The sequence below is a fragment of the Litoreibacter janthinus genome, assembly GCF_900111945.1.
GTDB classification, from domain to species: Bacteria; Pseudomonadota; Alphaproteobacteria; order Rhodobacterales; family Rhodobacteraceae; genus Litoreibacter; species Litoreibacter janthinus.
Genome location: NZ_FOYO01000001.1, coordinates 1985129 through 2004010 on the forward strand (window position 1 = coordinate 1985129; position 18882 = coordinate 2004010).

At 57.4% G+C, this 18882-nt stretch carries 16 protein-coding genes; 9 read left to right on the forward strand and 7 right to left on the reverse strand.

Features of this window, described 5'->3' with window-relative positions; translation table 11 throughout:
- The first annotated feature begins 5 nt into the window (after positions 1-5).
- Positions 6-788 (forward strand): FAD binding domain-containing protein, encoded by a 783-nt coding sequence (locus tag BM352_RS09955; RefSeq protein WP_090216181.1) that lies wholly within the window; start codon positions 6-8, stop codon positions 786-788.
- 67 nt (positions 789-855) lie between these two features.
- Here the strand turns inward: BM352_RS09955 and BM352_RS09960 are convergent, their stop codons facing one another.
- The gene (locus BM352_RS09960) at positions 856-1725 is read right to left on the reverse strand and encodes an FAD:protein FMN transferase (protein ID WP_090216185.1); all 870 of its coding nucleotides are present in this window, start codon (positions 1723-1725) and stop codon (positions 856-858) included.
- Complete coding sequence (locus BM352_RS09965; RefSeq protein WP_090216188.1) at positions 1722-3818, reverse strand: 4Fe-4S binding protein; 2097 nt, start codon at positions 3816-3818, stop codon at positions 1722-1724. Before BM352_RS09965 ends, BM352_RS09960 begins: the two co-directional genes overlap by 4 nt.
- Before the next feature lie 104 nt (positions 3819-3922).
- Here BM352_RS09965 and BM352_RS09970 point away from each other — a divergent pair, with 104 nt between their 5' ends.
- The 5 genes from BM352_RS09970 to ugpC all read left to right on the forward strand — a co-directional run bounded on the left by BM352_RS09970 (position 3923) and on the right by ugpC (position 9042).
- A complete protein-coding gene (locus BM352_RS09970; RefSeq protein ID WP_090216191.1) occupies positions 3923-4696 on the forward strand; it encodes an ABC transporter permease in 774 nt (257 codons plus the stop codon).
- Positions 4697-4904: 208 nt separating this feature from the next.
- Positions 4905-6215 carry a sn-glycerol-3-phosphate ABC transporter substrate-binding protein UgpB gene (ugpB, locus tag BM352_RS09975; RefSeq protein ID WP_090216194.1) on the forward strand — a complete coding sequence of 437 codons (1311 nt, stop codon included), beginning with the start codon at positions 4905-4907 and terminating at the stop codon, positions 6213-6215.
- Positions 6216-6286: 71 nt separating this feature from the next.
- Positions 6287-7168 (forward strand): sn-glycerol-3-phosphate ABC transporter permease UgpA, encoded by an 882-nt coding sequence (ugpA, locus tag BM352_RS09980; protein WP_090216197.1) that lies wholly within the window; start codon positions 6287-6289, stop codon positions 7166-7168.
- A gap of 23 nt (positions 7169-7191) precedes the next feature.
- Positions 7192-8028, forward strand: a complete 837-nt coding sequence (gene ugpE, locus BM352_RS09985) for a sn-glycerol-3-phosphate ABC transporter permease UgpE (RefSeq protein WP_090220092.1) — start codon at positions 7192-7194, stop codon at positions 8026-8028.
- Positions 8029-9042 carry a sn-glycerol-3-phosphate ABC transporter ATP-binding protein UgpC gene (ugpC, locus tag BM352_RS09990; RefSeq protein ID WP_090216200.1) on the forward strand — a complete coding sequence of 338 codons (1014 nt, stop codon included), beginning with the start codon at positions 8029-8031 and terminating at the stop codon, positions 9040-9042. It abuts the gene before it with no gap.
- A 12-nt stretch (positions 9043-9054) separates the two neighbouring features.
- Here ugpC and BM352_RS09995 read toward each other — a convergent pair whose 3' ends face one another.
- The 5 genes from BM352_RS09995 to BM352_RS10015 form a co-directional block, all read right to left on the reverse strand.
- On the reverse strand, positions 9055-10200 hold the full coding sequence (locus BM352_RS09995; protein WP_090216203.1) for an iron-containing alcohol dehydrogenase: 1146 nt from the start codon (positions 10198-10200) through the stop codon (positions 9055-9057).
- Position 10201: 1 nt separating this feature from the next.
- Positions 10202-11581 carry an aldehyde dehydrogenase family protein gene (locus BM352_RS10000; RefSeq protein ID WP_090216206.1) on the reverse strand — a complete coding sequence of 460 codons (1380 nt, stop codon included), beginning with the start codon at positions 11579-11581 and terminating at the stop codon, positions 10202-10204.
- 11 nt (positions 11582-11592) lie between these two features.
- Positions 11593-12957 carry a glutamine synthetase family protein gene (locus BM352_RS10005; RefSeq protein ID WP_090216209.1) on the reverse strand — a complete coding sequence of 455 codons (1365 nt, stop codon included), beginning with the start codon at positions 12955-12957 and terminating at the stop codon, positions 11593-11595.
- Positions 12958-12986: 29 nt separating this feature from the next.
- Complete coding sequence (locus BM352_RS10010) at positions 12987-13784, reverse strand: N-formylglutamate amidohydrolase (RefSeq protein ID WP_090216212.1); 798 nt, start codon at positions 13782-13784, stop codon at positions 12987-12989.
- 190 nt (positions 13785-13974) lie between these two features.
- Positions 13975-14739, reverse strand: a complete 765-nt coding sequence (locus BM352_RS10015; protein ID WP_090216215.1) for a DeoR/GlpR family DNA-binding transcription regulator — start codon at positions 14737-14739, stop codon at positions 13975-13977.
- A gap of 121 nt (positions 14740-14860) precedes the next feature.
- On the opposite strand from BM352_RS10015, the gene BM352_RS10020 reads away from it, so the two are divergent.
- The 3 genes from BM352_RS10020 to BM352_RS10030 all read left to right on the forward strand — a co-directional run bounded on the left by BM352_RS10020 (position 14861) and on the right by BM352_RS10030 (position 18877).
- Positions 14861-16276: an NAD(P)/FAD-dependent oxidoreductase gene (locus BM352_RS10020; protein ID WP_090216218.1), complete on the forward strand. Its 1416-nt coding sequence runs from the start codon at positions 14861-14863 to the stop codon at positions 16274-16276.
- Positions 16263-17522 carry an NAD(P)/FAD-dependent oxidoreductase gene (locus tag BM352_RS10025; protein ID WP_090216220.1) on the forward strand — a complete coding sequence of 420 codons (1260 nt, stop codon included), beginning with the start codon at positions 16263-16265 and terminating at the stop codon, positions 17520-17522. The genes BM352_RS10020 and BM352_RS10025 overlap by 14 nt, the downstream gene beginning before the upstream one ends.
- Before the next feature lie 218 nt (positions 17523-17740).
- Complete coding sequence (locus tag BM352_RS10030) at positions 17741-18877, forward strand: extracellular solute-binding protein (protein ID WP_090216224.1); 1137 nt, start codon at positions 17741-17743, stop codon at positions 18875-18877.
- Positions 18878-18882 lie beyond the last annotated feature (5 nt).

The window sequence follows — 18882 nt, forward strand, 5'->3', positions numbered from 1 at the left end:
AGCACATGTATGCATTTGACATAGAGCGCCCTGCAACAGTGGCCGAAGCAGCAGCTGCCTTGAGCAGCGGTGATGCCCAAGCACTGGGGGGAGGGCAGACCCTGATCCCCACGTTGAAGCAACGCTTGGCATCTCCTGAAAAGCTGGTCTCCTTGACCGGTGTGTCCGAGATGAAGGGTATTTCTGCGGCGGGCAGTGTTCTCACTGTCGGCGGCGGCACGACGCACGGCGAAGTGGCCGCTGATGGCAGCTACAAGGCGCTGTCGGAACTGGCAGCGAATATCGGTGATCCCGCGGTGCGCAGTCGTGGTACCATCGGTGGCTCGATCGCCAACAACGACCCATCGGCCTGCTATCCTGCGGCGGCGTTGGCCTCTGGTGCTACGATCGTCACCAACACGCGTGAGATCGCGGCTGATGACTACTTCGTCGGAATGTTCGAGACCGCGCTGAATGAAGGCGAGATCATCACCGCCGTCAAGTTCCCGATCCCCGAGAAGGCCAACTACCAGAAGTTCGTGCAACCTGCCTCACGTTTTGCGCTGGTCGGGGTGTTCGTGGCGAAAACTGCCGATGGTGTTCGCGTGGCTGTCACTGGTGCATCGAACGAAGGTGTCCACCGTTGGACCGCCGCGGAAGAGGCGCTGTCGAAGGACTTCTCCGCGAGTGCCTTGGACGGATTGAGCGTGAGCGCAGATAATCTGATCGCGGATTTACACGGTTCCGCTGAATACCGCGCGCATCTGGTTGGTGTGATGACCAAGCGGGCGGTTGCAGCAGCGTCCTAAACCGCTGAGCAAAAACGCATGAAGGCCCTGCCAGGTTGGCGGGGCCTTTTTCTTTGTCGGGTCGGGATTAAATCGTTGTCAGGTCGCCGTCGAAACTCACGAGAGTCACGCGGCGAATGCCGGCTTGCTGACTGATCTTCTCCACGTCGTGGCGCGGAGCCAAGACCAATGCAGTCGAAAGGCTGTCGGCGAGCGTGGCCGTGTCCGCCTCGACGGAAACGGTAGACCAGTGCGGGCGCGCGCTTGGGTGAAGGATATGGGCCTGAGCACCAAGGCTGAGCGCGGATGGGCTGGAGGTCGCGATTGCACCACTGGACAGAGTGCGGGTGCCAAGATGGGCGAGGGACGGATCGCTTAGCCCGATCGCCCATTGCCCGCCCGTGCCTCGATATTCACCGATATTCACCAGTGTATTGGAGAGGCCGTTCTGGATCATCACCTCGGTGACAAGATCAGTTGCGAACCCTTGGGCTATACCATTGAACGTAAGGGCCTGCGCATCGCCCAAAGTGATGCGGCTTGTGTCAAAGCGCACACGGTCCCATCCGATTGAGGCCACAGCCTGTGCCCCGTCGCGTCCGTTGGCGAGCGCTTGCCACAGCGGTTGGACGGTCGGATCAAACAGGCCACCTGTCCGATCAAAAGCATCACCAGCGGCTGTCATGAGCGCAAGGAAACGGTGATCCGGGAGGTGGAGTGTACCCGCACGATTCAGACGCGACAGGCTGGAGTCTGGATCGTAGAGGCTAAAGAGCCGTTGTGTTTCGCGGATGACTTGGTGCGCTTGCGCAAGTGCAGGCTCTGCCAGTTCACGGGGGCCATGGATGGTGATGCTGACGTCTGCACCAAAAGCGCGGCCCTGCCAGCTAGAGGCTTGCGCAGGGAGGGCCGCAAACGCGGCGGAGATTGTCAGAAAACGGCGGCGGGTCAGGGTCATTCGGCTGCAACCCTGTTTTTTCGGCCTTTCGCGGCGAGGATTAGAGGGACACACAGCTTTTCGTCATCATAAATGGTCACGCAATCCAAGCATTGGAAGCACTCCGAATATTCGATCTCGCCAGTTTTCTTGATAGCACCATAGCTGCATTTCACCCGACACAATTGGCAGGGAGAACCACATTCCACGCGGCGCGCGATCCAGTCGCGGCCCCGCAGCAATCCGCCAATCGCCATCACTGCCCCAAGCGGGCACAGGTAACGGCAGAAGCCTTTGAACAGCACCATTGATAGAACCAAAAGGCCCACCGCATAAGCAACGTAATACCATTCGCGGATGAAGAACGTGGTGATTGCCGTTTTGAACGGCTCGACCTCAATTGCTTTGTCGAGGCGAGCAGGCGCGGTGAAGATGATTGCCACGAGTCCGGCCAGGACGACGTATTTCAACCATTTCAGGCGATGGTCCCAAAGGCCCGTTGGCTCGACCTGTGGAAGTCTGAGAAGGCGGCCCAAATGATGAGCAAATTCCTGCAGCGCACCGAACGGGCACAGCCAGCCACAAAACAAACCGCGCCCCCAAAGGATGAACCCGAGGAGCGTAACGCCCCAGATTGCCAGCGAGAACGGATCGTACAGCAAGAACGCGAAGCTGCCCCCGTCTTTAAGTGTACGCAGCACCGCCATAGGTGTCGCAATGGACAATTGACCTTGGCCCCACCAGCCGATGAACACAGTGACAAAGGCAAGAATTCCTAGACGGATCGGCGTGAACAATGCGTGGCCCGCCAAGCGGTTAAGGCGCAGGCCGAGGAGTGCAATCAGCGCGATAAGGAATACGCCGAGGATGATCAGGTCGCTTGCCCTGTTGCGCAGCGCGTCCACCCAAGGCGGACTCGGGGCGATGACCTCGGGGCGCGAGAAGAACCGCTCCGGCGTTTTGTGTGCCGTGTCGAGGGTGATTGACCCAATCTCGGGCTGGAACACACCATGCGCGCGCAGGGCCTTCACTTGTAACGTCCACTCGGCAGTTGGATCAAATCCAAGGCGTCGGTCGGTGCGCAAGATCAAGGCGGCGCCGTCTTGGATATCTTCCGGCAAGTCGCTGTTCAGCTCGACATAGATGTCGGCGTCGCGAAACGCGATGGGAAAGCCCCCTTGATCGGCGCTGATCAGGTCCGGCGCTGTGTTGCGCACGAAGTCTTCGGTGATCAAACCGTGACGGGCGGTCTCGATCAGCAGGACAGGTTCGTCCGTCGTTGAGATCGACATGAACTCCCGCAGTTCCTCATAGCTGTCCTTTGACAACACTGCCTGGGCAATCGAGGGGGGGCCAAGGTCGATCACCCACAAGTCGAGATAGTTCTCGTCGGGGTAGTCCTGCGCCTCGGGATCATCGTCCTCCCACAGGGTTCCGGCAAATTCGGCGTTGAGTTCTGCGTTGGTGACAACCTTGTGGGTTGCAATGCCTTGCTCCACCAAAGTGGCCCAATCAAGCTTTTCTGAATAGTCCAAGTTCGGGTAGGCTGGTGGGCCTGTCGAAATCCCGTTCATTTTCTCTCGCGCCACTTTCAACGCGGCAGCCAGAAGGCTTTCATGCGCAATTCGGACGGATGCAGTCGCCTTGGTCACCCCATCGAGATAAACCAGAGCGGAGCCGTCACCGCCCCCGCCGTAGGGCGTGCCGACCACCAGACTGTCGGAGATCGAATGGCCGCGGTATTGTTCGAAGAATTTGTGAAACGGCGCCTCACCCAACCCAGAAACAAATATCGGCTCGTTATGAGAGATCAGTTTGACGTCGAGAAAGCGCCCGTCCAAATCAAGAACCACAAGCATGTTAATTGGTGCGCCCGAAAATCCGGGTAAGGGGGCCATGGGTTCCGTCTCGAAGACATAACCGGCCTCCGCGCCGCCTGAGTTGAGCAATTGCCACACGCCTTGGTCGTTCAGCTGTTCTCCAAGGGACATCGGCGGAACGATATAGGGTTCAAGCGTCTCTCGGGGAAGCGGTTCCGCAGACACAGATAAGGCGCAAGCGACCCAAAGGGCCACGCCCCAGATTAGCGCAGTGAGTGTTTTGCCTCCCAACATGTGCGAGAGCCTAGGGCCAGCAGCCAGTTCGCCCTATTCGACTTAGGTATGAGCGGGCGGATTATGACTTGGGGGAGGAGGGTGTTCCGTGACACTCTGGCCCTATGGCTGACACGATATCTCCCAACCAACCGCATGTCGTTGTGATCTCGCTTGTGGCGCTGATTGCTCTGTGGGCAGTCGCGGCGTGGATCGGAGCGGACCCGAGCGTCCTACCCGGCCCGCACGAGGTCTGGGGCATCTTTTTGCACGAAACCGCATCTGGGGAGCTGCCGCTCCACGTGCTAGCAACGCTCAGACGGGTTGCATTTGCGTTCGTGTTGGCTATGGCCTTTGGAACGGTCATCGGCATTGGCATGGGGTTGAACAACACACTTAACCGATGGTTCGGGGCGTGGCTGGTGGTTCTGCTTAACATTCCGGCCCTCGTGGTCATTGTGCTGTGCTACCTGTGGATTGGTTTGAACGAAGTTGCGGCGATCACCGCCGTCGCATTGAACAAGACAGCCATGGTTGCCGTGACCGTGCGTGAGGGTGTCCATGCGTTGGATCCCAAGCTCAAAGAGATGTCCCACGCGTACCGGATGTCACGCATTACACAGCTGCGTCACGTGGTGTTGCCCCAGCTTTGGCCCTATCTGGCATCAAGCACCCGAAACGGCCTGGCCATCATCTGGAAGATCGTACTGGTGGTAGAGTTTCTTGGGCGCAGCGACGGTGTCGGCTTTCAGATTCACCTTTACTTCCAGCTCTTTGAAACGGGCTATGTGCTCGCCTATGCGCTGAGCTTCGTAGCGCTGATGCTCGTGCTCGAATACGGTGTGATTGGTGTCATTGAGCAGCGCGCGACCCGCTGGCGCAGGCTCAGATTCGGCTGAAACCTAAACAAATCCTGCTTTTCAATAGCCTGCGATAACCTATGGTTTAAATTGTATTTTTTCTGTTACTTTCGAGGGCTAGACGCTGCTCCTGACTGAGCAATAGTCCGGCACATCATCCATTTGCCAACTTCCTTGCCAGCCGAGCAAATGTGCCGCTAAGCTGGCGGCATCGAATTCGATCAAATTTCGAGTCTGGGAGGACATCATGAAGATCAGAACATTCCTCGGCGCTTTTGCGTCGACCCTTGCGTTGTCATCGAATGCCTACGCTGCAACCGAAATCCAGTGGTGGCACGCGTTTACCGGCCGCCTTGGCGAACTGCTGGCCGCGCAAATTGAAGAGTTCAACGCGAGCCAATCCGACTTCGTTGTCGTTGGCAGTCACAAGGGCAACTATTCCGAAACATTGAACGCAGGCATCGCGGCATTCCGCGCGAACGAGCAGCCGCATATCCTGATGGTGTTCGAGGTCGGCACAGCCACGATGATGGCTGCAAAAGGCGCGATCAAGCCGGTCTATGAAGTGATGGCAGAAGGCGGTGCTCCGTTCGATCCAGACGCTTACATGGGCGCGGTCAAAGGCTATTACACGACCACAGACGGCGATATGCTATCCTTGCCTTACAACTCCTCGACGCCGGTCCTGTATGTGAACCGCGATGCGTTCACGGCCGCTGGCATGGACCCAGACATGGACCTGTCCACTTGGCAGAATGTTGGTGCGGCCCTCGACGGGCTTAAAGCTGGCGGCGAAGACTGCCCGCTGGTCACTGCTTGGCAAAGCTGGGTGCACCTCGAGAACCTGTCCGCATGGCATGATGTGCCATTCGCCACCAAAGAGAACGGCTTCGCCGGTCTTGATACTGAACTCTCTCTCAACGGGCCTGTTCAAGTCGCGCATATCGACGCGATGGGCCAGTGGGCAAAGGATGGAAAATTCATCTATACCGGTCGACGCAATGAAGGCGGCGCCAACTTCCGTGCGGGTGAATGCGCGCTCTTTACCGAAAGCTCTGCCGGTTACGCAGGTGTGAAGGCCGAAGCCAAGTTCGACTTCGACATTCGCACGCTTCCATACTGGGAAGGCGCCGGTAACGCGCCACAGAACACTATCATTGGCGGTTCGTCATTGTGGGTTCTGGAAGGTCACGATGCCGAGGAATATAAAGGCGTTTCTCAATTCCTATCCTTCCTGTCCAGCTCTGACGTCCAAGCCAAGTGGCACCAGAACACCGGCTACCTGCCGATCACCAATGCGGCTGCAGAGCAGACCAAGGCAGAAGGGTTCTACGACGCGAACCCCGGTACCGAGATCGCTGGTATGCAAATGACCGGCAAGGCTCCAACGGGAAATTCCAAAGGCCTGCGCCTTGGCTCATTTGACCAGATCCGCGGGATCATCGACGAAGAGCTGGAAGCCGTTTGGGCTGGTGACAAGGATGCGCAAACCGCCCTTGATAGTGCCAAGGAACGCGGCGATGCGCTGCTGCGTCGCTTCGAGCAAGCCAACCGTTAAACCAATCGCCCGAGGCGTCGGAGAGATATTCTCCGCCGCCTTGGGAACTCTGAATTCGGGGCCACATTCAAATGGAAAAACGCGTCACCTTTAAAGGCTGGCTTTTGCCGATGTGTCTGCTGTTGCCGCAGATTATCATCACGGCAGTGTTTTTCTTTTATCCGGCGGGGCAGGCGATTTATCAGTCGCTGTTCATCCCCGATCCGTTTGGCCTGTCGATGCGGTGGGTCGGCTTGGGCAACTTTGAATACCTGCTTGGCGATCCCTATTACCGCGCGTCCTTTGTCACGACGGGGATGTTTTCGCTTCTGGTCACCATCACCTCAATGGGCTTCGCGCTGTATCTGGCAGTGCTTGCGGACCGGCTGATCAAAGGCTCCGGCGTTTACCGTACGTTGCTGATCTGGCCCTACGCTGTTGCCCCTGCGGTCGCAGGTGTGCTGTGGCTGTTCATGTTCAACACGCGCGTGGGCGTCGTGTCGTGGTATCTGGGCCTGCTGGGCTATGACTGGAACCATGTGCTGAACGAGGCCGAGGCCATGGGCCTTGTCGTCGTCGCCTCCAGTTGGGGGAGGGTCAGTTACAACTTCCTGTTCTTCCTTGCCGGCCTGCAAGCAATCCCCAAATCGGTTATCGAAGCCGCAGCGATTGACGGCGCACGTTTCTGGACCCGGTTCCGCACCATCGTGTTCCCGCTTCTCAGCCCCACCACGTTCTTCTTGCTTGTGGTCAACATCGTTTACGCCTTCTTCGAAACCTTCGGGGTGATCCACACCATCACCTCCGGCGGGCCGCAACAGGCGACAACCATTCTGGTCTATAAGGTCTTCTCGGACGGGTTCGTGAGCCAGGACCTTGGCTCCTCCGCCGCGCAGTCGGTGATCTTGCTGGTGATCGTGGGCGCGCTGACAATCGTGCAGTTCAAGTTCATCGAACGCAGGGTGCATTACTGATGGCGCGTATTCCGGACGAGGGCATGGTCGAGAAACGTGGCATCGGCCACTACTTCACCCATGTGGGGCTGATTATCGGCGTGCTGATCATCTTCTTCCCGATCTGGCTGGCGTTCGTTGCTTCCACCGTGACCCAATCCGACATAATCAGCCCGCCCATGCCGCTTTGGCCAGGTGACCAGTTCCTGACCAACTATTCCAAGGCGCTGACCTCGGGCATCAACGCGCCGGTGGCGTTGATGCTGATGAACTCGCTCATCATGGCGATGGGGATCGCGCTTGGAAAAATTCTGATTTCGCTGCTGTCAGCCTTCGCCATCGTCTATTTCAAATTTCCCGGCCGTCGGTTGTTCTTCTGGCTGATCTTCCTGACGTTGATGCTGCCCGTCGAAGTTCGGATCGTGCCGACCTACGAGGTCGTTGCAGGCTTTGGGATGCTCAACAGCTATAGCGGGCTGATCTTCCCGCTGATCGCGTCGGCCACGGCCACCTTCTTGTTCCGCCAGTTCTTCATGACAGTTCCGGACGAATTGGCCGAAGCCGCCCGCGTTGATGGCGCGCGGCCTATGCGGTTCTTCTGGGACATCCTGCTTCCGATGAGCCGGACCAACATCGCGGCATTGTTTGTGATACTGTTTATCTATGGCTGGAACCAATACCTCTGGCCGCTTCTGATCACCACAGACCCGTCGATGAACACCATCGTTATGGGCATCAAGCAGATGTTTCCCAGTGGTGATGATTATGCGGACTGGCCGGTTATCATGGCGACCTCCATTCTGGCGATGCTGCCGCCGGTGGTCGTGGTCGTTTCGATGCAGCGACTTTTCATACGCGGACTTGTGGATAGCGAGAAATAAATGGCAACGATCAAGCTCGACAATATCAAGAAATCCTTCGGCAAGACCGACGTCATTCATGGCGTGGATATCGACATTAAGGACGGTGAGTTCATCGTCATCGTCGGACCATCCGGCTGCGGGAAATCCACCTTGTTGCGCATGGTCGCGGGGTTGGAAACCGTGACTTCTGGCGAGATCCAGATTGATGGCGCTCGCGTCAATGATGACGAACCTATGGACCGCGACATTGCGATGGTGTTCCAGAACTACGCCCTTTACCCGCATATGTCAGTCGAAGAGAATATGGCCTATGGCCTGAAAATCGCGAAAACGCCGAAAGACGAAATCACTGCTCGCGTGGCCGAGGCGGCTCGGATGCTGCAGTTGGAACCCTATCTGAAACGAAAACCACGCGAGCTGTCCGGCGGGCAGCGTCAGCGCGTTGCCATGGGCCGCGCTATCGTGCGCAAGCCAAAGGTTTTCTTGTTTGACGAGCCTTTGTCGAACCTTGACGCCAAGCTTCGGGTTCAGATGCGGCTGGAAATCAAAGAGCTTCAATCGCGCCTTGGCATCACGGCGCTCTACGTGACCCATGATCAGGTCGAAGCTATGACATTGGCCGATCGGATGATCGTCATGAATGGCGGGGTTGCGGACCAGATTGGCGCACCGCTTGATGTGTATTCAAACCCCAAAACGGAGTTCGTTGCTGGCTTTATCGGCTCACCTGCGACGAATTTTGTGGCCGCAAGTTTGGTTCCGAAGGCACCGCATGGAGCGGCGCGGGTGGGCATCCGCCCCGAACATGCAGAGATTTGCGCCGAAGGTTTTGGCAAGATTGACGCTGTGGTTTTGTTCACCGAAGCCTTGGGTGCGGAGACACTGGTTCATCTCCGGCTCAAAGACGTGGCCGACACCTTCACGGTCCGCCAAGATGGGGCCGACCCGCTTCCCGCCGCTGGCGCAGCGGTGGGCGTGCGTTGGGCTGAAGACTTGATCATGTGGTTCGATCAGGCCGGAAAGCGCGTCTAGTCTGGCGTCAGACTAGAGGATTGACTCAAACAGGGCGCGCGTGTTGTCAGGTGTCATCTCGACCGGGTTGCCGCCTGTGCTGGGATCCCGCAATGCGGCGTCAGTCAAGGCATCAAGGTCGGCATCTTTTACCCCCAACTTGGAGAGCGTTTTCGGGATCGCCATGGAAGTGTTGAGCTCATCGACATAGGCACAGAACCCGTCAAACCCGCCATCGATGCCAAGATAGGCCGCAGCCATATCGAACCGGTCGGCGATGGCGTCCTTGTTGAACTGAAGAACCGACGGCATGCAAACAGCATTCGTCGTACCGTGATGTGTGTGATGGACCGCCCCAATCGGGTGGCTCAACGCGTGAATGGCGCCCAAGCCTTTCTGGAACCCAGTGGCACCCATTGCGGCGGCTGACATCATATGTGCACGCGCCTCTATGTCGGTCGGGGTCGCATAGGCGCGGGGCAGGTAGTCTTTGACCAGACGCATCCCTTCAAGTGCAATCCCTTGGCTCATCGGGTGGTAATGCGGGCTGCTATAGGCTTCGACACAATGCGCGAACGCATCCAGACCGGTGCCAGCAGTGATGAATTTAGGCATGCCAACGGTCAGCGCTGGATCGCAGATCACGACCGAAGGCAGCATTTTGGGATGGAAGATAATCTTCTTCTCGTGGGTTTCCGAATTGGTGATGACGCTCGCGCGGCCGACTTCGGATCCTGTTCCCGCAGTGGTTGGCACAGCGACGATCGGGGCGATTTTGCTTGGGTCTGCGCGGGTCCACCAGTCGCCGATATCTTCGAAATCCCACAAGGGACGCGACTGGCCTGCCCAAAAGGCGATGACTTTTGCCAGATCGAGGCCGGAGCCGCCTCCAAAGGCGACCACCCCGTCATATCCGCCCTCGCGATACACCGCGACGCCAGCTTCAGCGTTCTTGTCGGTGGGATTCGGGTCAACTTCAGAGAACATGCCGCGCCCGAGTCCGGCCGCGTCAAGCAGGTCGAGCGTCTTGGTCGTAATCTCCATCGACGCCAGCCCTTTATCCGTCACCAAGAGCGGCTTGGAGATGCCAGCGGCCTTACACGCATCTGCAATTTCGGAAATGCGCCCTGCACCGAAACGGATCGCGGTGGGGTAAGACCAGTTGCCAGTCAGGTTCATCTTAGTTTGCCTTTTTGAGGTGGTACGATTTTGGTCGGGTGAGGTTATGGTAGCCAATCACTGACAAGCCGCCGCCACGTCCGGTATTCTTGCAGCCGGTCCAGCACAAGGCCGGATCGAGGTAATCGGCACGGTTCATGAAGACGGTGCCGGTCTCGATCTGGTCCCCGATCCGCTGTGCCCGCTCGATGTCCTTGGTCCAGAGCGACGCGGTCAGGCCGAACACGCTGTCATTCATCAGCGCAATAGCCTCTGCATCGTCTTTGACCTTCATGATCCCGACAACCGGTCCAAAGCTTTCGTCTCGCATGACGCGCATGTCATGGGTCACATCGGTTAAAATTTGGGGCGTAAGGTAAGCGCCGCCATCATCCTCTGCGAATGTCTTGATATTGGCGGTGGCACCGGCGTCGACGGCCTCGCTAATCTGTTTGCGCACTTCATCGGCAAAGCGCGTATGCGCCATGGGCCCGAGTGTCGTCTCTGGATCAAGAGGATCGCCTAGCTTGTAGCCTTTTACAATGGCCACGGCTTTCTCGACGAACTGGTCGTAAAGGGCCTCCACCACGTAAATTCGCTCGATCCCGCAGCAACACTGGCCGGAGTTGAACATGGCTCCATCGATCAGCGTATCGACCGCAGCATCCAAATCGGCGTCTTCCATGACGTAGCCCGGATCTTTGCCACCTAACTCCAGTCCAATGCCAGTGAACGTTCCGGCTGCCGCGCGCTCAATGGCTTGGCCGCCACCGACGGAGCCAGTGAAGTTAACGAAGTCAAAGCGGCGCGATCCGATCAGTTGCGAAGTTGTGTCATGGTCAACGAAGATGTTTTGGAACACATCCGTTGGGATGCCGGCTTGGTGGAAGGCTTTCGCCATGCGTTCGCCCACGAGCAATGTTTGGGTCGAATGCTTTAGCACAACCGTATTGCCCGCGATCAGGGCGGGGGCCACGGTGTTGATCGCCGTCATGTATGGATAGTTCCAAGGCGCGATGACCAGCACTACGCCATGGGGGACCCGACGGATGTAGCGATGAAAACTGCTGTCGTCGGCGATCTCAATATTTGCGAGCGCGTCATGCGCGATTGCAGCCATGTGGCTCGCGCGCTCGTTAAATCCGCCGAACTCTCCGCCGTAACGGATCGGGCGACCCATTTGATGGGCAAGCTCTGGCACGATCTCGTCATTCATCGCCCCCACGGCGGCGACACCTGCCATCACTAGATCAATCCGCTCTTGCAGTGGGCGCGCCGCCCAAGCGGCCTGCGCGTGGCGTGCGGCGCTAGCAACTGCTTCCGCCTCTGACGTGGTCAGTACCGGGCGCTCCGCGAAAACCGATCCGTCAATCGGAGAGATGCATTTCAATGTCTTGGTCACGGTTCTTCCCCTCAGGCTTTCTCAAATCCGCGTGCGATTTCGTAATCGGTGACAACTCGGTCGAAATCGTCCTGCTCCCATTCGGCGCATCGGTAGTAGTGGTCCACGACATCATCTCCAAGTGCCGCACGCAGCATGTCGGAACCCTTCAACGTGACCATCGCATCACGTAGTGTGGCGGGGAGTTGCGCGCCGCCAGAATTCTCATAGGCGTCGCCGGTCAGCGGGGGCTGAAGCTTCAACTTTTCCTCAATGCCCGCAATCCCAGCAGCCAATTGTGTCGCCATGGCCAGATAGGGGTTCAAATCCGATCCGCCAACGCGGCATTCGACCCGCACGGATTTGGTGTTCTCGCCGCACAACCGGAAACCGGCGGTGCGGTTGTCGATGGACCAGACGGTTCCGGTCGGGGCGAATGTCCCCTTCTGGAATCGTTTGTAGCTGTTCACATATGGCGCAAGGAAATAGGTTACATCAGGTGCGTATTTGATCAGACCCGCCATATACTGCCGCATCAGGTCGGACATCCCGTGCGGGGCGTCAGGATCATAGAAGGCAGATTTTCCGTCTTTCCACAGTGACTGATGGATGTGGCTGGAGGAACCGACCCGCTCATGGTGCCACTTTGGCAGGAAGGTCGCGGCGTGGCCGTTTTGCCAAGCGATTTCCTTGATTGCGTGTTTGGCAATCGTGTGGTGGTCTGCGCAATTCAGCGGGGCGTCATACTTGATGTTTAGCTCTTCCTGACCCGCTTCAGCCTCGCCTTTGGAGTTCTCAACCGGAATGCCCGCGGCATAGAGGTGATTGCGGATAGGCCGCATCACATGCTCTTCCTTGGTGGTCTGAAAAATGTGGTAATCTTCATTGTACCCACTGATCGGGGCAAGATCGCGGAAACCACTTTTGCGGATGTCGTCGTAACTTTTCTCGAAAAGGAAAAACTCCAGCTCGGTCGCCATTGCGGCGTCAAACCCAAGTGCATCCAACCGCGCCAGTTGTTTTTTTAGAACGGCGCGGGGCGAGTGGGGGACGGGCGCGTGCGTGTGATGGTCCAGCACGTCGCAAATAACCATGGCAGTTCCTTCCAACCACGGAACTGGCCTTAGGGTATCAAGATCCGGTTTCATCACATAGTCACCGTAACCCGATTGCCAGCTGGTCGACGCGTAACCGTCAGGCGTCGCCATATCCAGATCGGTGGCTAGTAGATAATTGCAGCAATGGGTCTCCTCGTATGCGCTATCCACGAAGTGCTGCGCGACGAACCGCTTGCCCATTAGGCGACCCTGCATATCGACAAGGCACACGAGAATCGTATCAATCTCGCCCGCTTTAACGCGGGATTTCAGGGTGTCGAATGTCAGTTTCTTGGGCATCATATTCTTTCTGATTGTCTAGAGGACTCTCAAATTTTCAAGCTGTTTACAGCGTGAGAGATACTTCGGGCGAGGAGGGCTGACATGTTGGACAGGCCAGCCTCCGATGCCAGCAAATCGTTACGCACTTCGATCATGACGTAAGGCAGCGGGCCTTCCAAGAGGTGCTTCTCAATACTGTGCAAAACTCCATCCTCGGGGCCGTAGGGGGCATTAAATCGGATGTCGTGGGGAGCGTCTGTCATAGCCTGCATCAAAGCATCTGCGAGCCGGTTGTCCTGCGCATGAAGCAATCCGATCTCGACGTCGCGCTTTTGCCCGTGAAAGACCGGTGTGAAGCTGTGGATGGTGACCAGTACCGGCGCAATGAACGCCTTCCTTTTTCCGTCTAATATCCGCGAGACCTCACGGTGGAACGGCTCGTAAATCGCATGTGCCCGCGCTGCGCGCGCTGCGGGCGTGATAGCGGCGTTGCCTGGAATGGGGCAGACTTCTGTATCCGCTGGCATGGCGCTTGGTGCGTCGGGAGGACGGTTGCAGTCATAGACCAATCGCGAAAATCTGGCCTCAATCAAAGACGCGTTAAATACTGCGCTGAGACGTCGCGCAAGTTTTGATGCACCGGGGTCCCAAGCCACATGGGTCTGGAGTTGATCTTGCGTGAGACCAAGCCCGTTCAGGCTTGCAGGAACGCGGTTCGACGCATGTTCGCACACGAAGACGACAGGGCTTCGGCCATCAGCGTTTAACGTCTCATAGGCCGCACCTTCTTCTTCGCTCAGAAGCGGCGTGTCTCGTAATTGCCCTGAAACACCTGCGGCGTTCATCTGCTGGTCCTCATTGTTGCAGCCAATCTATCGCGCGATCTCCTTGCGAAGACTGTGCGATAGTTAAGTGAGTTGGAAGGGGCGAAACCGGTTTCCAGGATCGAAAGCGGGTCATTTCTTATCATGCCCAAGATGACGGCATTGCCCGCAAGGCGTGAAGGGGCAAAGGGCGTTTGCGGAACTGACGGCATTACTTTGCGATCACGACTTGGCCACCAGCAGCGCAAAGTGCGTCCCGCACATCATTAGGTGGCGGCCTGTCGCACACAAGCCGGTCGATGGTCGGCAGCGGGCAAACCTCAAAGGAGGCCAGCTTGTCAAACTTGCTCGCATCGGCGAGCACCGTCACTTCGCTGGCTTGCTCGATCATCACCCGAGCGATTTGGGCTTCGTCGATACTGAAATCCATCGCTCCGGTCCGTGCGTCGATTGCGCCAACGGTCACGACCGCATGGTGGGCGCGGAAGGCGCGAATTTGAGTCGCCGCCATTGCACCGAAGGTCTGATTGTTGTCGGCATTGTATTCGCCCCCGACAAGAAACACGCGGTTGTCGCCCGCGCCTTGGCTGATCGCCCGCGCGATCTGGGCAGAGTTGGTAATGACTGTGAGGCCCGATCGCTTGGCGAGTTCTTCGGCGAAAAACAGCGTAGTCGATCCAGTGTCGATCAGCAGGGTCTCGCCGGGTTTGAACAGCCCTGCGGCCGTGGTCGCAATCTTGGTTTTTGCCACGACGTTTTCGGACATGCGTTGCCGGAATTCCCCCTCGCCGAGCGCAGTGGGAAGCGTCGCACCCCCATGAAACTTATGGATTTTTCCTTCTTTGGAAAGCTGACTTAGGTCGCGGCGCACGGTTTCGGGCGAGATGTCCAATAACGCCGACAGTTCATCGACCGACGCTTTCTCCTTTTCGCGAACAAGCTCGATCATTTTCGATTGCCGTGCCGTTTTCTTCATTGCGCCTCGTGAGTGTTGACTGTCGTGCTCGCCAATTTTATCAAAGTAGTCAATAAATAGTCATAATAAATGCCTACTTGGTCAAAGTGCTCCTTGGAAATTTGGAATAAATCGCTCGGAAATGCCAGAGAATAAACGATTTGATGTGGTGGTGATCGGGGCGGGCGTCGTTGGATGCGCGATGGCGCGGCGGTTCACATTGGAGGGTGCTCGTGTCGCGATCTTGGAACGCGCCACAGATATTCTTGCAGGCGCGAGCAAAGCAAACAGCGCAATTCTTCACACCGGTTTTGACGCGCCCGAAGGGTCTTTGGAACTCGAATGTGTGCGGGCGGGGTATCAGGAATATCAGAACATCCGCGGCTCGTTGGGCTTGGTGCAAGACAACGCTGGCGCTTATGTTGTTGCATGGAAAAAGGCTGGCCTGAGCAAGCTGGAAGCCCTTAAAGCGCGGGCCCATCGCAACGGCATCACAGATGTTGAGTTGGTGTCGGCAGAGACCTTGAAAGCTCAAGAGCCAAATCTGAGCGACAAGGCACTCGGCGCGGCATTTGTGCCAACTGAAAGCCTGATTGATCCGTGGTCGGCGCCTTATGTGTACCTGCACCAAGCTATTGAAAATGGTGCGCATCTTATGACGTCATGTGACGTAACGAGTGGCGTGTTCGATGGCGAGCATTGGCGGCTCGACACGACGATGGGGTCGGTAGAAGCGCGAGTCGTGATCAATTGCGCAGGCCTGTATGGCGACCTTGTTGATCAGGCACTGCTTGGCGCATCCGATTTTACGATCAAGCCACGCAAAGGGCAGTTTGTTGTCTTCGACAAAGCAGCCAGCAAATTGCTGTCTTCGATCATTCTTCCGGTGCCCTCCAAGACCACCAAAGGAATTGTGTTGTTCCGGACAGTGTTCGGCAACCTTGCGGTCGGTCCGACAGCGGAGGAGCAGCGAAGCCGCACAGATACAACAACAGATGAGCAGACCTTGAAAGCCTTGATCGCTGATGCGGTCACCAAGGTTCCTGCTTTGAAAGATATGCCGGTCACCGCCACTTACGCGGGGTTGCGACCCGCGACCGAAAACAATGACTACCAGATTTTGCCCAAGTCTGATCGAAACTGGATCACAGTCGGTGGCATCCGGTCTACTGGACTAAGCGGGGCTTTGGGCATCGCGCAATACGTCTATCGCCTTTACAGCGAAATGGGCCGGTCCCACGAGCCGTTGGCCAATCCGGCCACTCCGCAAGCAAATCAGCTGGCCGAGGGGGCTGCGCGCGACTGGACCCGTGGCACGGGTGGCGAAGTGGTCTGCCACTGCGAGCTGGTCACCAAGCGCGAAATTGAAACAGCGTTGTCGGGGCCGTTGCGGGCGAGATCGATAGACGGGTTGAAACGCCAAACCCGCGCGACGATGGGGCGATGCCAGGGCTTCTACTGTGCGGCGCGTCTGGCGGAACTGACCAGTGGTCATTTCGAGCGGCCCTTGGCTGAGAAATTTGACGATTACGAAGGTTTACGAAATGAACAGCAATAAGCTGGGTGACGGACCGCCGATTGATGTGGCCGTCATTGGCAGTGGTCCCTCAGGTCTGGCCGCGGCCACTGAACTCAAAAAAGCCGGTGTAAATCGCGTCGTTGTTCTGGAACGCGAGGGTGGAGCGGGCGGCATCCCGCGTCATTGCGCGCATTCGCCCTATGGTCTTCGCGAGTTCAAGCGGATCCTAAAGGGGCCAGCCTATGCTGCCCGCCTTGTGCGTGCTGCCAAAGATGCCGGCGTAGAAATTTCGACGATGACAACGGTGGTCGAGGCGCGCCGTGACGGCAAACTCCTTGTCGCTGCCCCTGAAGGCGTGGTGGAGCTGAGCGCCAAAAGAGTTGTCCTTGCGACAGGCGTTCGCGAGGCGCCGCGATCTGCGCGTCTGGTCTCAGGTGCGCGCGTTGCAGGGGTGGTGAACACAGGTGCGTTGCAATCTATGGTGCATTTGAAAGGGGTCCGTCCTTTTAAACGCCCAGTGATCATCGGTAGCGAACTGGTGGCATTCTCAGCTATTCTGACTTGTCGCGCAGCTGGGGTTAAGCCCGTCGCAATGGTCGAGCAAAGCGACCGCATCACTGCTCGGTGGCCCAGTTCACTTCTGCCAAAACTGCAAGGAATACCGGTTTTCACCGGCATGAAATTGGTCGGAATCGAAGGCGAAGCACAGGTGGAAGCGGTATTGCTTCAATGCCCGCACGGAACAACGAGACGCCTTAACTGCGACGGGGTGATCTTTAGCGGGCAGTTCACGCCCGACGCAACACTTGCGCGGTGCGGCCACCTTGAGGTCGATGCAACGACCGGCGGGCCTCTGGTCGATCAATGGGGTCGCACGTCGGATCGTGCATACTTTGCGACTGGAAACCTGTTGCGCCCTGTTGAAACGGCAGGATGGAGCTGGGCAGAAGGTCAAAGGACAGGGCAGTGGGTCGCTGCTGATCTTGCGGGGAAGCTTCCTATGCCGGACCGTTGCATCACCGTCAGCACGCAAGATGATCGATTGAAATTCATCATGCCACAAAGGCTTTGCCTGTCTGATCCAGCCGCAGGCATGGGCACGTTCCAACTGAGGGTTACGCAACCTGTCAGCGGACGTCTGATTGCCGCGCAGGACGGAAATGAGATCTGGAGCTGTGCATTAAGTGCCCGTCCAGAACGCCGAGTCCTTGTGCCGATGAGTAAAATAGCGTCGACTGTCGGAGGCGGGGACATTGAGTTCAGAGTCTCGGACGCGCGTGATTGACTGAGGCCGAGATGCAAAGGAACATACCGCTTCAGGTAACTTAGGTGAAGGCTACGCCTAGTTGTGCAGACATGTTCAGCCTGTGCGTAAGTCGAGATGTTACAAAGAGACTTTAAAGGTCCGATGAGCATTGAAGACCCCGAGAATAAGAGGGTCGGTATTTTTCAAGAGTGCACAACATGACGTTGTGCCGACAACCTCCAGGAGGGAGTAACTTCATGACGAAAACTTGCAACACTCTGAGCCGCCGCGCGGTTCTCAAATCGGGCGCTGTCGCCGGCGTCGCGGCCTTGGCATCGCCCGCTTTGGTATCGAAGGCCTTCGCGACATCCGGCGAGATGACGCTGATGGATTGGTCCGATTACTGGCCCGACGAAATGCTGGCTAAGTTCACCGAAGAGACCGGGATCAAGGTGAATTACATCGGCATCGGCTCCAACGAAGAGCTGATCAACAAGATGAAAGCGTCGCAAGGGGCAGGCGCGGACCTGATCGGGCCGACCAACAACCGCTCATTGCAATGGGGCCCGCTGGAACTACTGCAACCGTTCGACATGTCCCGCATCCCGATTGAGGCTGCGAACCCTGCGATGGCTAAAATCGGCCCTGACGCATGGGACTTCGGCGGCAACACATGGATTCCTCATATTTGGGGCACCGAGGGCATGTCGTGGCGCGTGGACAAGTGGGCACCCGCGGATGCGTCCGGCGTTCCAAGCTATGGCGAAATCTGGTCCGAGGAGAACGCGGGCAAAACCATGATTCGTGCCCACTCCGGAATGCTGTGCGCAGGACTCTACATGGAAGCATCGGGTGAAATGGACCCCGGCTCTGTTTGGGCGGCCTACGAGTCAGAAGAGAACATGCGCAAAACCTGGGGCATGATCGCCGATTGGTGTATCGCACGGAAGAAGAACCTCAAACTGATCTGGAACGACGCGGACACCCAGAAAAACGGCCTGTTGAATGACGGCGTTGTCGTTGGGCAAACTTGGGACGGGCCGCCGCTGGCGCTCAAAACCGCGGGCGAGCCTGTGACGTACCAAGCGCCGGCTGAAGGCGCGATGGCGTGGGTTGATGGTTTGTCGATGCCAAAAGGGGCGAAGAACATTGATCAAGCCTATGAGTTGATCAAATTCGCATTCGATCCGAAGAACGCAGGCCCCGCGATTGACAAGCACGGCTACAACTCGCCGATCCTAGGCGCAGACAAGCTGGCAGGCGAAGCCTATGCGAAGAACTTTGCAGAAGCCTATCCGGGCGATGCCTTGGCCAAACTCAACGCTTGGCCAGCAGAGGCACCTTGGTATGCCGACGTGCGCACGGAATTTGTGAACAAGTTCCAAAGTGCCTAAATGAC

Bases quoted from the DNA above. Each gene is read 5' to 3' on its own strand.
- BM352_RS09955 (WP_090216181.1), top strand. From the start codon at position 6: ATGTATGCATTTGACATAGAGCGCCCTGCAACAGTGGCCGAAGCAGCA.
- BM352_RS10005 (WP_090216209.1), bottom strand. From the start codon at position 12,957: ATGCCCAAGAAACTGACATTCGACACCCTGAAATCCCGCGTTAAAGCG.
- ugpC (WP_090216200.1), top strand. From the start codon at position 8,029: ATGGCAACGATCAAGCTCGACAATATCAAGAAATCCTTCGGCAAGACC.
- BM352_RS10020 (WP_090216218.1), top strand. From the start codon at position 14,861: ATGCCAGAGAATAAACGATTTGATGTGGTGGTGATCGGGGCGGGCGTC.
- BM352_RS10025 (WP_090216220.1), top strand. From the start codon at position 16,263: ATGAACAGCAATAAGCTGGGTGACGGACCGCCGATTGATGTGGCCGTC.
- BM352_RS09965 (WP_090216188.1), bottom strand. From the start codon at position 3,818: ATGTTGGGAGGCAAAACACTCACTGCGCTAATCTGGGGCGTGGCCCTT.
- BM352_RS10030 (WP_090216224.1), top strand. From the start codon at position 17,741: ATGACGAAAACTTGCAACACTCTGAGCCGCCGCGCGGTTCTCAAATCG.
- BM352_RS09960 (WP_090216185.1), bottom strand. From the start codon at position 1,725: ATGACCCTGACCCGCCGCCGTTTTCTGACAATCTCCGCCGCGTTTGCG.
- BM352_RS10015 (WP_090216215.1), bottom strand. From the start codon at position 14,739: ATGAAGAAAACGGCACGGCAATCGAAAATGATCGAGCTTGTTCGCGAA.
- BM352_RS10010 (WP_090216212.1), bottom strand. From the start codon at position 13,784: ATGAACGCCGCAGGTGTTTCAGGGCAATTACGAGACACGCCGCTTCTG.
- BM352_RS09970 (WP_090216191.1), top strand. From the start codon at position 3,923: ATGGCTGACACGATATCTCCCAACCAACCGCATGTCGTTGTGATCTCG.
- BM352_RS09995 (WP_090216203.1), bottom strand. From the start codon at position 10,200: ATGAACCTGACTGGCAACTGGTCTTACCCCACCGCGATCCGTTTCGGT.
- ugpA (WP_090216197.1), top strand. From the start codon at position 6,287: ATGGAAAAACGCGTCACCTTTAAAGGCTGGCTTTTGCCGATGTGTCTG.
- ugpB (WP_090216194.1), top strand. From the start codon at position 4,905: ATGAAGATCAGAACATTCCTCGGCGCTTTTGCGTCGACCCTTGCGTTG.
- ugpE (WP_090220092.1), top strand. From the start codon at position 7,192: ATGGTCGAGAAACGTGGCATCGGCCACTACTTCACCCATGTGGGGCTG.